The sequence below is a fragment of the Streptomyces herbicida genome (genome assembly GCF_032656585.1).
In the GTDB taxonomy this organism is placed as follows: Bacteria; Actinomycetota; Actinomycetes; order Streptomycetales; family Streptomycetaceae; genus Streptomyces; species Streptomyces herbicida.
The window spans coordinates 181387-194467 of the sequence record NZ_JAUYWJ010000014.1 but is presented as its reverse complement, the minus strand read 5'-3'; the positions used below and the strand labels follow the sequence as shown (position 1 = coordinate 194467).

Annotated in this window: 11 protein-coding genes and 2 pseudogenes; 7 read left to right on the top strand and 6 right to left on the bottom strand. The window is 68.5% G+C overall.

Annotation, left to right across the window (positions count from 1 at the left end; genetic code table 11):
• Positions 1 to 8: 8 nt before the first annotated feature.
• From Q8A52_RS28480 to Q8A52_RS28470, 3 genes are read right to left on the bottom strand one after another with little or no spacing between them, the layout of a single operon-like run.
• Complete coding sequence (locus tag Q8A52_RS28480) at positions 9 to 842, bottom strand: carbohydrate ABC transporter permease (RefSeq protein ID WP_316756561.1); 834 nt, start codon at positions 840 to 842, stop codon at positions 9 to 11.
• On the bottom strand, positions 839 to 1906 hold the full coding sequence (locus tag Q8A52_RS28475) for a carbohydrate ABC transporter permease (protein ID WP_316756559.1): 1068 nt from the start codon (positions 1904 to 1906) through the stop codon (positions 839 to 841). Before Q8A52_RS28475 ends, Q8A52_RS28480 begins: the two co-directional genes overlap by 4 nt.
• An 11-nt stretch (positions 1907 to 1917) precedes the next feature.
• On the bottom strand, positions 1918 to 3216 hold the full coding sequence (locus Q8A52_RS28470) for an ABC transporter substrate-binding protein (protein WP_316756557.1): 1299 nt from the start codon (positions 3214 to 3216) through the stop codon (positions 1918 to 1920).
• A 316-nt stretch (positions 3217 to 3532) separates the two neighbouring features.
• Here Q8A52_RS28470 and Q8A52_RS28465 point away from each other — a divergent pair, with 316 nt between their 5' ends.
• From Q8A52_RS28465 to Q8A52_RS28440, 6 genes and pseudogenes are all read left to right on the top strand, one after another.
• Positions 3533 to 4597: a LacI family DNA-binding transcriptional regulator gene (locus tag Q8A52_RS28465; RefSeq protein WP_316756555.1), complete on the top strand. Its 1065-nt coding sequence runs from the start codon at positions 3533 to 3535 to the stop codon at positions 4595 to 4597.
• A 26-nt stretch (positions 4598 to 4623) separates the two neighbouring features.
• Positions 4624 to 5226 carry a DUF1349 domain-containing protein gene (locus Q8A52_RS28460; protein ID WP_316756553.1) on the top strand — a complete coding sequence of 201 codons (603 nt, stop codon included), beginning with the start codon at positions 4624 to 4626 and terminating at the stop codon, positions 5224 to 5226.
• A 274-nt stretch (positions 5227 to 5500) separates the two neighbouring features.
• On the top strand, positions 5501 to 6496 hold the full coding sequence (locus Q8A52_RS28455; protein ID WP_316756551.1) for a TAXI family TRAP transporter solute-binding subunit: 996 nt from the start codon (positions 5501 to 5503) through the stop codon (positions 6494 to 6496).
• Positions 6497 to 6620: 124 nt separating this feature from the next.
• Positions 6621 to 6749: pseudogene (locus Q8A52_RS28450) on the top strand (IS630 family transposase); the annotation flags it as partial.
• 167 nt (positions 6750 to 6916) lie between these two features.
• Positions 6917 to 7357, top strand: a complete 441-nt coding sequence (locus Q8A52_RS28445) for a COG4315 family predicted lipoprotein (protein ID WP_316756547.1) — start codon at positions 6917 to 6919, stop codon at positions 7355 to 7357.
• Complete coding sequence (locus Q8A52_RS28440) at positions 7354 to 7926, top strand: DUF6529 family protein (RefSeq protein ID WP_316756545.1); 573 nt, start codon at positions 7354 to 7356, stop codon at positions 7924 to 7926. Before Q8A52_RS28445 ends, Q8A52_RS28440 begins: the two co-directional genes overlap by 4 nt.
• A gap of 353 nt (positions 7927 to 8279) precedes the next feature.
• Here the strand turns inward: Q8A52_RS28440 and Q8A52_RS28435 are convergent, their stop codons facing one another.
• From Q8A52_RS28435 to Q8A52_RS28425, 3 genes are all read right to left on the bottom strand, one after another.
• The gene (locus tag Q8A52_RS28435; protein ID WP_316756543.1) at positions 8280 to 9656 is read right to left on the bottom strand and encodes a HAMP domain-containing sensor histidine kinase; all 1377 of its coding nucleotides are present in this window, start codon (positions 9654 to 9656) and stop codon (positions 8280 to 8282) included.
• Positions 9653 to 10369 carry a response regulator transcription factor gene (locus tag Q8A52_RS28430; RefSeq protein WP_316756541.1) on the bottom strand — a complete coding sequence of 239 codons (717 nt, stop codon included), beginning with the start codon at positions 10367 to 10369 and terminating at the stop codon, positions 9653 to 9655. The genes Q8A52_RS28435 and Q8A52_RS28430 overlap by 4 nt, the downstream gene beginning before the upstream one ends.
• Positions 10370 to 10447: 78 nt before the next feature.
• Positions 10448 to 11830 (bottom strand): MFS transporter, encoded by a 1383-nt coding sequence (locus Q8A52_RS28425; RefSeq protein ID WP_316756539.1) that lies wholly within the window; start codon positions 11828 to 11830, stop codon positions 10448 to 10450.
• Positions 11831 to 12033: 203 nt separating this feature from the next.
• On the opposite strand from Q8A52_RS28425, the pseudogene Q8A52_RS49140 reads away from it, so the two are divergent.
• Positions 12034 to 12521 (top strand): annotated as a pseudogene (locus Q8A52_RS49140) (DUF6228 family protein).
• Positions 12522 to 13081: the final 560 nt, after the last annotated feature.

The window sequence follows — 13081 nt, the reverse complement described above, 5'->3', positions numbered from 1 at the left end:
CCCGGTGTCTACTTCGCCGCGCCGGCGGTGAGTCCGGCGACGATGCGGCGCTGGAAGAGCAGCACCATGACCACCAGAGGGACGGTGACCAGGACTCCTGCTGCCATCTGGCTGCCGAAGGGAGTCTCGAACTGGGTGGCGCCCGAGAACTTGGAGATGGAGACCGGTGCGGTCTGCATGACGGGCTTGTTCGTCATCGACAGGGCAATGAGGAACTCGTTCCAGGCGGCGATGAAGGTGATGATCGCCGTGGTGAAGATGCCCGGCGCGGCCAGCGGAATGATGATCTTACGGAAGGCCTGCCCCCGGGTACAGCCGTCGATCATGGCGGCGTGCTCCAGCTCGTCCGGCATCTGCCGGAAGAACGTGGTCAGGTTCCACACCGCCAGCGGGAGCGCGAACGACATGCTCGGCACGATCATGGCCTGATAGGTGTTGATCCAGCCGATGTCCGTGAACAGCTTCAGCAGCGGGACCACGATCGACACCACCGGGAACATCGAAGTGGCGATGATCAGCGTGAGGATCAGCCGCTTGAAACGGAACTCCAGCCGAGCCATCGCATAGGCGGTGAACGTGGCCAGCAGAAGCGCCAGTACGGTGGTGATACCGGCCACGATCAGGCTGTTGAGCAGCGCGTGCGTGAACCCCTGGGACGGGTTGAACACCGCCCGGTAGTTCTCGAACGACACCCGGGAGGGAAGCAGCGAGGTGTCGAAGATGTCCGAGGTGCGCCGCAGGCTGGAGACCAGCATCCAGTAGAACGGGGCCAGACAGTAGGCCACCACCGCGGCAACACCCACGTACAGCAGCCGACTCCGCCATTTTGCCGTGATGGTCATGCCGTCACCTCCGCACGGCGCAGCGCCGCGATACGCCGACGCCTGTTCCTGCCTTCGCTGCCGCGTGCGGCGCCGCCGCCGACGAGGTCGGCGCCGAGCAGCCGGACGAAGGCGAGCGCGATGAGAAAGACGTAGAGGAAGAGCAGCACCGCGTAGGCGGAGGCCGGTCCGAAGCGGACGTTGGAGGCCTCGTTCTGCGCGAGCATGGACAGGGTCTCCACCGAGTTCTTCTGCGCGCCTATGAGGATGTACGGCAGGTCGAACATCCGCAGCGCGTCCAGGCACCGGAACAGCACCGCCACCAGCAACGCGGGCTTCACCAGGGGCACGGTGATGTGCCAGAACTGGCGTAGAGCGCTGGCCCCGTCGATCCGGGCCGCCTCGTAGACCTCCTTGGGAATCACCTGGAGGCCGGCCAGGACCAGCAGTCCGATGAAGGGGGCGGTCTTCCACACCTCGGCGATGATCACCGCGACCTTGGCATGGAAGCCCTCGGTGGTCCACAGGATCTGGTGGCCGATGACGGCGTTGGCGATGCCGTTGCTGTTGAAGATCCACCGCCACAGCAGGGCGGAGATGGCCGTGGGGACCGCCCAGGGCACGAGGATGCCGGCCCGTACCAGGGCCCGGCCCCGGAACGCCTTGTGCATGATCAGGGCCATGGCCACACCGATCACCGTCTCCAGCCCCACGGTGACGACGCTGAAGAAGGTGGTGTTCCAGAAGGCGTTCCAGAATCGGTCCCCGGCTGTGCCGAAGACCTCGGTGTAGTTCTTCAGCCCGACGAACGGCTCGCTGGTGCGGATGAAGCCGGTTTTCGGGTCCAGCCCCTTGGTCCCGTACAGCGACTCCTTCAGCGCCATGACCGTCGGATAGAGCACGACGATCGACAGCACCAGGAGCGTAGGCGACACCAGCAGTGCCGCCATCCGCCCCGAGCCCGCGGTCGCCCTGGTCCGCGTGCGCCTACGGCTCGTCGGCCTGCGGGACTGTCCTGAAGGACCATCCGCCGCGCCGCCCGGCTCGTCCGCGGCAGTGTCGGGCGGGGTCTTGGTGTCGGCCATGGCCCCGCTCCTCACTGCGCCGTGGACTTCTGCAGGTCGTTCTGCAGGTCCTTCAGCGCCTGCGCGCTGCTCTTGCTGCCGGTCAGAGCGGCGTAGGCCTCCTGCTGGATCGCCGATGTCACGTCTCCGTACTGCACGACCCGCGGACGCGGCACGGCCCGCAGGATGGACTCCTTCAGGACGGGCAGGTACGGGTACTGCTTGACCAGGGACGGGTCGTCGTACAGGTCCGCGTACGGCGGGGCGAGGGAGGCGTCCTTGAGGAACGTGCCCGCGCTGTCCTCACTGCTGAAGAACTTCATGAAGTCCAGGGCCGTGGCCTTGTTCTTGGCGAAGGAGGACAGGGCCAGGTTGTGACCGCCCAGACTGGAGGAGCCGGGTCCGTTCAGGCCGGGCAGAGGTGCGACGGCGAACTTGCCCGCCACCTTGGCCTTTTGGGCCAGGGAGTACACGTACGGCCAGTTGCGCAGGAATATCAGCTTCCCTGACTGGAACGCCTGACGGCCGTCCTCCTCCTGATAGGTGATGGCCTCCTTGGGGATCGTGCCGTCCTTGACGGAGCCGGCGAGGAAGTCCAGACCCTTCTTCGCCTCCGGGGTGTCGACGTCGGGCTTGCCGTTCGCGTCGGTGACGACACCGCCGGCGGAATTCACGGCCTCGGCGAAGTTCACCGTCAGGCCCTCGTACTTCTGGAGCTGGCCGGCGTAGCAGGACATGCCCGCGGCCTCGGGCAGCTTCTTCACTTTGGCGCAGTCGGCCGTCATCTCCGACCACGTGGTGGGAGGCTTGCTGACTCCAGCCTTCTTCAGCAGGTCGGTGCGGTAGTACAGGACTCCGCCGTCCGAACTCGCCGGGGCCGCGTACAGGTTGCCACGGTACTTCGCCGTCTCCACCACCGGCTTCAGCATGCTCCGAAGCGGGAACTGCTTCTCGGGCAGGCGGTCGATCCACTGGTGGGCGGCGAACTCCGACGTCCACACGACGTCGAGCGAGAGCACCGTGTAGGCGTCGGACTTCGTCTCCGCGTTCTGGATCATCTGCTGGCGCTGCGAGTCCGCGTCCGTCGGCAGCTGGATGAAGGTGACCTTCTCCTTCGGGTGCAGCTCGTTCCAGCGGGCGATGACCTTCGGGACGACGCCGGAGGTGTCCTTGCCGGCCACGTACGTGATGGGGCCGCGGCCCTGGAACGACGTGCTCCCGGCCTGCTCCCCGGAGCCACTGCCCCCGGACGAGCCGCAGGCGCTGAGGAGGAGTCCGGCGGTGGCGAGCGTTGCCGAACACTGAAGGGCTCTGGTGGTCCTGGTCTTCACTGTCTTTCTCCTGGTCGTGCGAAACCGAAGCAGCGGCTGACAGTGCTGTCACGACGTTTCGGGAATGAGAAGTGCTGGTCAATGAGCCAGCGGGTGACTACCCGGACACGGGGTCGATCCCGTCGAGACAACGCTTGCACGCTAGGAGTGCACCTGTGGGAAGTCAATGCGTAACTTGCCGGTAGCACAGGCGGATTTAGATGAACCGCACACCTTATTTGTGGAGCAAAACGGAATAAAAGGAACGAATCCAGCCTCGTGACAGCGCTGTCACAAGACGGTGAACAGACAAGCGGATCTGTGCTAACTTCCGCTCATGTCATCCGCTCAACGGCTCCCCACGATGGCCGACGTCGCCGAACGGGCAGGGGTTTCCCCATCCACCGTCTCGCGCACCCTGCGCGGCCTGCCCACCGTCTCGCCGGAGGTCCGCGCCAGGGTCGAAGAGGCCGCTCGTGAGCTGAACTTCGCGGTCTCGCGACAGGCCGCGAGCCTGGTCACGGGCAAGACCGGGGTCGTGGCGGCGCTCGTGCCCACCCTCAACTCGTGGTTCATGGGGTCGGCGCTGTCCAGCCTGGGGCCGCTGCTGCGCGCGGCCGGCATGGAGCTGTCCGTATACGTGATACCGGACATGACCGAGCGCACCGCGTTCTTCGAACGCCTCCCGGCCCGGCGGAACGCCGACGCGCTGGCGGTGTTCGGGTTCGACCTCACCGAAGAGGAGACCTTGCGGCTGGACGACCTCGGCATGCCGGTCATCTATGTCAGCCAGCACGCCGAGGGCCGCCCGAGCGTGTACGTCGACGATGTGGCCGGAGCCTGCAAGGCCACGCGGCACCTGCTCAACCTCGGGCACCGCAGGATCGCCTACGCACCGACCCTGGGCGCCAGCGGCTTCTGCTTCAGCTCGCGCGAACGGCTGCTCGGCTACCAGCAGGCACTCGCCGAGGCGGGCATCCCACTGGACGACGACCTGGTGGTCACCATGTCGTTCGAGGACAAGCGGGACATCATGGAGGGGGTCGGGAAGCTGCTGAGCCTGAGGGAGCCGCCCACTGCGATCTTCGCCGAAATGGACGAACTGGCCATCGCCATCATCTACTTCCTGTGCAAGGCCCAGATCCAGGTGCCCGAGCGGATCTCCGTCATAGGTTTCGACGACCACCAGATAGCCCAGTGGACAGACCTGTCCACGGTCGCCCAGTCACCCTCGGACATGGGCCGCCTGGCCGGCGAACTGGCCCTGAAGCTCATCCACGAATCCGACGCGGACCGCAAGCAACACGTCGTCCTCCCCACGCACTTGATTCCCCGGGCCACCACAGCCCCGCCTCCCACCCCTCGGAGCGAGAGCACGGGCCTTTCCGAAGGCCGGCTCTGAGAGTCAGTCGCAGGCACGGAGGACAGATGGATCAGCACCGCGAGGTTCCCTGGCACGAGGGTGCCTGGCTCAATGAGCCCCAGCACATGCAGACCGACGGACCCGATCTTCTGGTCACCGCCCGTGCCCGCAGCGATTTCTGGCGCACCACCAGCTATGGCTTCGTACGCGATGACGGACATGCCCTGCTCCGCGACTTCCCGCAGGACAGCGCAACCGAAGTCACCTTCCTTGCGGACTTCGAGACGCTCTACGACCAGGCCGGCCTGATGGTGCGCGTCGACGCCGAGACATGGATCAAGGCGGGGGTCGAGGCGTCCGACGGAGTGCCCCAACTGGGCGCGGTCGTCACCCGAGGTGTCTCGGACTGGTCGCTGGCCCCGGTTCCCGACTGGCACAAGCGCAGGGTCACTGTGCGGGCCAGCCGCCGTGGGGACGCGGTGATCATCCGCGCCCGCTGCGAGGACGGTCCCTGGCGCATGGTCCGGCTTGCCCCACTGTCTGCGGAAGCCTTGGCGACAGCAGGGCCCTTCTGCTGCTCGCCACAGCGGGACGGCCTGAAGGTTCGCTTCACCCGTTTCACCCGAGGACCGGCCGACACCGCGCTGCATCAGCCGACAGACACATGAGCGGATCTGCCCCGGATCGCAGACATCCAAGCCGTCCTCCGATCCGCCGTTCATCGACACGGTCCGCGACGTGGTCGAAGGCCCGGGCCTGCTGCAGCAGACACTCCCGCATCCCGTCGGCCGACCACAGGCGGCACGAAGGGGAGAAATCTCTCATAAAGGGACGTTTGAGCACCTCGACCGAGAAAGCCTGTGGCCGCTGGGTCCCGCGCACTCCTGCCGTGACAGAGCCCGGCCTCCTGCCAAAAGCCTCAAGGGCCGTCGGCGGTGGTGCATGCCAGGATGCGGTTACTCTTCCGTCGTGACTGGGGCAGAGGCGAGCCGCCGACGGTTGCTGAGGGCAGGATGCTCTGCCGCCGCGGCCGCCGTGCTGGCCGGTTGCTCCCGGGACTCGCCATCGGTGCGGCGGCTCCGGTTCGCAACGGGGCCGGAGGGCGGACCGTACAACGCCTTCGGAAGGGCTTTGGCGACGGCGGTCGCTCAGCGCACGCACTGGCTGCGCATCGATCCGGTGAGTACGGCGGCGAGCGTGGACAACCTGCGCATGCTGGACGACGGCTCGGCTCAGCTCGCTCTCGCGATGGCGGACAGCGCACAGGACGCCGTACGGGGCCGGTCACCCTTCACCCGCCCAGCCGCGGTCACGGCGCTAGCGCGGGTCTACGTGAACTACACGCACCTCGTGGTGCCGGCGAACGGGCCGGTGCACATCGTTCAGGATCTCGCCGGAAGGCCGGTCGCCGTCGGTGCGCCCGGCTCTGGGGCGCAGGTGGTGGCGAGGCGGCTGTTGCAGGTGGCCGGACTGACCGGAGGCGGGGCGGTGCGGGAGCGGGAGCTCGGGCTCTCGGAGTCGGTGGCGTCACTGCGCGCGGGCTCGGTGGACGCGCTGATCTGGTCCGGTGGCGTGCCCACGCCCGCGCTGTCGGCCCTGGCACGCGAACTGCCGCTGCGATTCCTGCCGTTGGACGGGCAGGTGAGCGAACTGCGCGAGCGGTACGGACCGGTCTACACGGCGGTGACGCTGCCGGCGGGGGCCTATGGACTGAAGGAGCCAGTGGGCACCATCGGGGTCGGCAATTACCTCATGGCCCGTGCAGAGGTGCCGCAGCGTGCGGCGCGGGAGGTGCTGCAGGTGGTGTTCGATGAGTGGCGGGTTCTGTTGCGCGAGGTGACTGCAGGAGCGCGGCTGGAGCCCCGGTTCGCCATCTCCACCGGTGAGGTGCCCCTGCACCCGGGCGCGGTCGCCTACTACCGCTCGGTATACGGCTGACCGTCCACTTCCTGCCGTCCCGAGGGGCCGGGATTTCCCTGTGAGGAGGTTCGGCCGATCGCCCGGCCTACGGGTTCCCTGCCTCCCGGACCGGCCAGTGCCGAGGTCTCCGCAGGCTGAGACCGCAGTCGCCCTCGATCGGCTCGAAGCCCTCGTACGCAACCGGCTCGAACGCCTTCAGTACGGCCCCGACGCCCTCGACGGCTTCATGGCGGGCGCCGGCCTGCCCCTCGACGACCGAACGTCACCCTGACGAGCCAAAGTCAGGTAACCGGAGTCCTCACCAATGGAGCAGCGACTGCCCAGGCGGACCAGTTGGAGTGGACAGGACCCAAGCACCTGGGCCAACTGGGAGAAGGTGTCCGCTGGAGCCGTCTCCCGCGGCTGCCTTGATGCGCCGTCCGACACCATGGAGCGCTCATGAAAGGAATGGCCGCGGCGACGGTGCCGGCGGTTTCCGCAGTGCCGCGTTCTGCTGCAAGCGGCTGCCCCAGCCGGACGATCTCGTCCGCCTGTGCCGGGCCCACATCTGGAAAAGGGCAGACGCTCTACCTCCCCGAGGAGCACGCCAAGTCGACTGCGCCGACCGGCGGCGGAGCATGCGCGTTTGCGTGGCCGCCTCCGCTCCCCTCCGGCACGCCCAAGGCGGCGCGGTTTGCCAGGAGCAACCTGATCAGTACCTCGAAGCGCTCCGACGGCATCACTCCAGTGACCTACACCGGGCACCCGCTGCACTGCTTCGCGGGTGACACGACGGCCGGTGACACCGACGGCGAGGAAACCAGCGCGTGCGACGCCGCAGTGGTACGTCGTAACCGCATCCGGCAGCAAGGTCGAACCCGATTGATGGTGGACTCATGACCGGGCACACGGGCGCCCGGAAGCGGCGCCCCGCACGAACGGTGGCGGGCATTGGGGCTGCTTTGCTACCGGTCGCGGTCACCGTGGGGCTATATGTGTTCGGCCACACGCACACACCGGACTACACCAGCGGCCTGTTCGGGCAGCACGGCGTCGGCGTCATCGATCTCAAATCGCGCCTGGGTAACGCTCTGATGGCACTCGCGGTCGTCCAACTGCTGCTCGGGCTGTGGATGTACCGGCGCCTACCGGGAGCGGGGGCCGCGCCGCACCGGGTGCACCCCACACACCGGCTCATCGGCCTCCTGGCCTTTCTGCTATCGCTGCCCATCGCCTACCAGTGCATCACCGCCTACGGAGTTGAGTTCACGAGCAGCCGAGTGGCGGTGCACTCCATCACGGGCTGCGTCCTGTACGGCGTGTTCGTCGCCAAGGTGCTGGTGGTACGCAGCCGCCGACTGCCCGGTTGGGCGCTTCCGGTCGCCGGAGGTGCCCTGGTCACCGCCATCGCACTGATGTGGTACACAGCCGCCTTGTGGTTCTTCGCCGGCTCCGCCCCAGGCTTCTGACCGTGCTGCCGTCGCGGCCCGCCATGGCCTGCTCGGCAGCCCTGTTCCAGATCGGTAACGCCCTACGCCAGCCCGCGGTGAGCGCGCGGTCGATACTGGGCGAGCGCGCGTGGTCCGCTCCGGCAGCCAGGTCGACCGCGGACTGGTCGACACCCTCGGCACGGTCCTGTTGGCGTGTGTCAGCCCGGCCAACGTCGACGACCACGACGGCGCCGAAGTCCTGCCCTGCAAAGCAGCCGAGGTCTTCCCACGTTTGCGGCACGTCTGGGCCGATGCCTGTACCGGCGTCAGCTCAAGCCGATAGCTACGACCGGACAGCATCACCACACCCACCTCCGACCGGCGTCAGCAACTTAGCCGGACGGGAGCGTCAGTTCCAGGACCAGGCCGCGCGGGAGGTTCCGGGCCACCGTGAGCCGGCCGCCGCTGAGCTGGGCGATCTCGTCGGCGATGGCCAGGCCCAGACCGCTGCCGGGGAGGTTCTGGTGCTCCGGGGCCCGGGCGAACCGGCGCAGCAGCAGGGGTAGTTGCTCCTCGTCCGCGCCCGGGCCGTCGTCGCTGACGCGTACGCTCACTTCGCCGTCCCGCGATATGGCTCGCACCTCCACATGGCCGCCGGGGGGTATGAACTTGGTGGCGTTGTCGAGGACGGCGTCCAGGAACCGGCCCACCGCGTCCGGCAGCGCCCGTGCGCTCAGGCCGTCCGGGACGGCGGTGACGGTCAGTTCCAGCTGGGCGTCGCGGAAGACCGGTCCCCAGGCCGAAACCCGCTCCCGTACCGCCCGGGAGACGTCCTGGACGACCGGTTGCGCCGCGCCCGACTCCACCCGTGCCAGGGCGAGCAGGCCGTCGAGCAGTTCCTCGAGGCGTTCCGCCTCCTCCAGGGCTCGGGCGTGCTCGTCCTTGCCGGGGCCGGGGCCCAGGTGCGGCTCGACGTTCTCCAGCCGAAGCACCAGGGTGGCCAGCGGATTGCGCAGTTGATGCGAGGCGTCGGCGACGAAGTCGCGCTGGCGGCCGACGGAGTGGGCCACGGCCTCCGCCATGGCATTGAAGTGCTTGCGCAGCCGACGCAGCTCCGGTGGTCCGCTCTCGGTGACCACCCGCGTCTGGAGACTCCCGGCGGCCAGGCCCTCCACGGCCCGGTCCAGATCACGGACCGGCCGCATCAGCCACCGGGCAATGGCCACCGCGGCCAGTGCCGCGGCAGAGAACGCGGCCAGCGCTCCGGCGGCTATGAGGGACCAGCGCACGGACACGTCCCGACGGGCGGCGTCGGTGGGCGCCGCCACGAGCACCGCGCCGCTGACGCGCTCGTCCTGGCCGACCGGCTCGGCCAGCACCACCGTGTCGGGCCCCCAGGGCCGCACGGTGGGCAGCTGTTCGGTGGAGCGGCCGGTCAGCGCACGGCGCAGGGCCTCCCCAGCTGTGGAAGTGACGGAGACGGTGGGGGCCGTCCCGGCCCGTGCGACCGTACGCCCTGTCGTGTCGACGACGACAACCGAGGCTCCGTACAACTCGGCGTAGCGGCGGATCTCTGCGGACAGCTCGGTCCGGTCGGCCCGTGTGCGCACCCGGTCGGCCAGATCGGCGAACCGCACCGCCTCGGAGCGCCTTTGGAGCAGCAGCCGTTCGGTGCGTCCGCTCGCGTAGGAGTCCGCCAACGGCAGGGACGGCAGCAGCATCGCCGCTCCCATGAGCACCATCAGCACGATCATCAGTCGGCGTCTCATCCGCCGCCGCCGTCGCCTGCGCCGTGCTCCGCCCTGTCGGCCGGCGGAGAGCCGAGCTGGTAGCCGAAGCCGCGGACGGTGCGCACCAGAGCGGTCCGGCCGGTCTTGGCCCTGATGCCGGCCACGTGCACGTCCAGCGAACGGGACGCGGCGAGGAAAGCGTCGCCCCAGATGCGGTCCAGGATCTCCTCCCGGGAGTGGACCTGGTCCGGCCGCTCGGCGAGGAAGGCGAGGACGTCGAACTCACGGCGAGTGAGCCGCACAAGCGAACCGGCCACGCTGACGGTACGGCCCGCGAGGTCGATCTCCACGTCGCCCGCGTGCACGGAAGACGCGGCGCCGCCCGGGCGGCCGGGCGGCGACGCAGTCCTGCGGCGCACGCTGTCGATCCGGGCCATCAACTCGGCCATGCGGAACGGCTTGACCACGTAGTCGTCGGCTCCGGCACGCAGTCCCAGGACGATGTCCCGCTCCTCGCAGCGGGCGGTGACGACGATCAGTGGGGCGTCGCAGACGGTGCGCAGGCGCCGCAGCAGCTCCAGACCGTCCAGGTCGGGAAGGCCCAGGTCGAGGAGGACGAACTGCGCCTCGCGGACATGCCGGAGGGCGTCCAGGGCCCGGCCGACCCGGCGGACGCTGTGTCCGCGCTGGGCGAGGGCCGTGACGAGCGCCTGGGCCATGCGGTCGTCGTCCTCGACGAGAAGGGCGTGCATGGGGAGTCCTTGGGAGCGGTGACCTGGCCGACCTGGACTGCAGTTTACGGAAACGGTGGGCCCAGGTCACCGGGACGATCAGCGGACGCCCTCGCCCTCGGCGCGGTACGCCGACGGTGCCGGGGCGGGGGCCGTGTCGGCGTCGGCCTCGGCGCGGCTGAGGACTGCTGTGCGCGTGTCCGGCATGAACACGTAGGTGATCAAGGAGACCAGCGCGCACCCGGAGACGTACCAGAAGAACATCTTTTCGTGGCCGGCGTCCTTGAACCACAGCGCCACATATTCCGCCGTGCCGCCGAACAGTGCGTTGGCGATCGCGTACGGCAGCGCCACGCCCAGGGCCCGCACCCGGGTGGGGAAGAGCTCCGCCTTCACGGCCGCGTTGATCGAGGTGTATCCGGTGACGATGAACAGGGCCAGCAGGGACAGGCCGAGCGCCTGCCAGAAGGAGGACACGGACCCGAGCGCGGTCATGATCGGGTACGTGCCGACGGTGCAGCCGACCGCGAAGGTGATCAGGAGCGGGCGGCGTCCGATACGGTCCGAGAGCATCCCGGCGAAGGGCTGCAGCACGGCGAAGACGGACAGGGCGGTGAAGCTCACGAGGGTGGCGGTGTTCTTGGCCATGCCCGCACTGCCGATGAGGTACTTGGTGAGATAGGTGGTGTACGTGTAGTAGGCGACGGTGCCGCCCAGGGTGAGCGCCATGACCAGGCCCGCCTGGCGGCGATGCTGCCACAGCAGGGCCAGCGTGCCGCGGCCGCTGTCGTCGTGGCCCGCGTCCGACTCCTCGGCGAAGGCATCGGTTTCCTGGAGCCGGCGCCGCAGCCAGAACACCACCACGGCGAAGAGCGCTCCGAGGACGAACGGGATGCGCCAGCCCCAGCTCTCCAACTGGGCGGTGCTGAGGGTGTGTTGCAGGGTGATCAGGACGCCCAGACCGAGCAGCTGGCCGCAGGTCATCGACACGTACTGGAAGGACGAGCCCAGGCCGCGCCGGTTGCGGGCCGAGGCCTCGGTCAGGTAGGTGGCGCTGGCCGCGTATTCGCCGCCGATGCTCAGCCCCTGCAGCAGCCGCGCCAGCAGCAGCACCACAGCCCCGAGGTAGCCCGCCTGGTCGTAGCCGGGTGCGACGGCGATCAGCAAGGCGGCCAGCGTCATCATGGCCACCGTGAGCGTGAGCGCGCTCTTGCGGCCGTGCCGGTCGGCGGCGCGGCCGAGCACCCAGCCGCCCACCGGTCGCATCAGGAAGCCGACCGCGAAGATCCCTGCGGTGTTCATCAGCTGGGTGGTCGGATTGTCGCCCGGGAAGAAGGCGTCGGCGAAGTAGATCGCGAAGCTGGCGTAGACGAACCAGTCGTACCACTCGACGAGATTGCCCAATGATCCCCCGATGAGGGCGAACCGGCGTTTCGCCCGGTCCTCGGGCGAGGTTTCGGGCAGGACAGCAAACGAGGACATGGCGGCTCCAGTCGGGACGGCTCGGGGGACGGTGAACGATGCCCCTGGCGGGGAGTGCGCATGAGCATGCGGCCGCCCGACGGGCCCATCAAGATTCGGCGCCGAGATCTAACATGCAGCTAACATCCGACGACTGGTGTCGTGTTTGCAGGGCTGTCGTGTGAGCTGCTCCCTGTCCCCTGGAGGAACTCTGGTGACGACGGATGCGCTGCTGGCCTAGCGTTCGGCCCATGACCTCTCCAGACGGTGACAGCGCCATCGACGAGCAGCTGGGTGTGACCATCCGCTGCCGGGACAACCAGTCCATCGGTGTGAAGCTCTGTGATCGGTTCAGCTTCGACGAGGACTGCGTGCACTACGCCGTCGAGGCATGGGCTCCAGGACTGACTGCCCGTGTGAACGAGGTGGTGGCCTGGGAAGGGGACAGCGATCTCGCGCCGTTCCTGGAGGAACTGGCTGCGGACTACCGAGGGTGGGACGGCGAACGGGACTGGCAGACCAACGACCGGACCTGGCCGTCTCTGCGGTGTTCCGGCCCGGTGGGCATGTCGGTCTGACCTGGACTCTGCGCCCGTGGCCGAAGGCCACGGGCGGCTGGAGCGCCTCGGTGACCACATGGCTGGAGGCCGGGGAGCAGATGTCGGCTTTAGCGGCTGAAATCCGGCACTTCCTCACCCGCTCGCAGAGGTGAGTGGCCATGACCGCCGGCCTTCGGATCACCTGGACGTTGGCTGGACACGGCTGGGCTGACGGCGCGCTCGAAGCGCACGCAGTGGGAGCCGAGTTCACCACCTCGCATCTCAGCGGGAAGCGGCGGCCTGCGCCGGGACATGACCAAGTGACGGTCGGCGAGAGCTGGGCGCCCGCGACGCTCCAACCAGATACTAACCGGTCGGTATGTCACGGGCATCCGGGAGCGGCTGAATCGCCCCCGGACCCTCACGCGCTCAATCGGTGAGCGGACCGAACTCCTTGCGAGTGTCCACGGTCTTGCCGAACAGCCGCCACCGTTCGCCCTTGAATCGCATCAACTGCAGCGCCTCGATCGGGAAGTCGACCCGCGAGGATGCCGGGGAAGGTGAGGACTGCCCATGAGCGGCATCGTGGAGCCTGCAGTGACTGAGGTGGCGGCACGTCATCGACCGGACGAGCACGGGACATCCGGCCTGCCGGAGAAACCCGGGGGCCGGACCTCCCCGGCGGCAAGCGCGGGCTGTATCTGGCGCTGTGGGAGGAGTTTCGGGAGGGGCA

Coding starts and splice junctions, on each gene's coding strand:
- Q8A52_RS28480 (WP_316756561.1), bottom strand. CDS start 842: ATGACCATCACGGCAAAATGGCGGAGTCGGCTGCTGTACGTGGGTGTT.
- Q8A52_RS28475 (WP_316756559.1), bottom strand. CDS start 1,906: ATGGCCGACACCAAGACCCCGCCCGACACTGCCGCGGACGAGCCGGGC.
- Q8A52_RS28465 (WP_316756555.1), top strand. CDS start 3,533: ATGTCATCCGCTCAACGGCTCCCCACGATGGCCGACGTCGCCGAACGG.
- Q8A52_RS28460 (WP_316756553.1), top strand. CDS start 4,624: ATGGATCAGCACCGCGAGGTTCCCTGGCACGAGGGTGCCTGGCTCAAT.
- Q8A52_RS28455 (WP_316756551.1), top strand. CDS start 5,501: ATGCCAGGATGCGGTTACTCTTCCGTCGTGACTGGGGCAGAGGCGAGC.
- Q8A52_RS28445 (WP_316756547.1), top strand. CDS start 6,917: ATGAAAGGAATGGCCGCGGCGACGGTGCCGGCGGTTTCCGCAGTGCCG.
- Q8A52_RS28440 (WP_316756545.1), top strand. CDS start 7,354: ATGACCGGGCACACGGGCGCCCGGAAGCGGCGCCCCGCACGAACGGTG.
- Q8A52_RS28435 (WP_316756543.1), bottom strand. CDS start 9,656: ATGAGACGCCGACTGATGATCGTGCTGATGGTGCTCATGGGAGCGGCG.
- Q8A52_RS28430 (WP_316756541.1), bottom strand. CDS start 10,369: ATGCACGCCCTTCTCGTCGAGGACGACGACCGCATGGCCCAGGCGCTC.
- Q8A52_RS28425 (WP_316756539.1), bottom strand. CDS start 11,830: ATGTCCTCGTTTGCTGTCCTGCCCGAAACCTCGCCCGAGGACCGGGCG.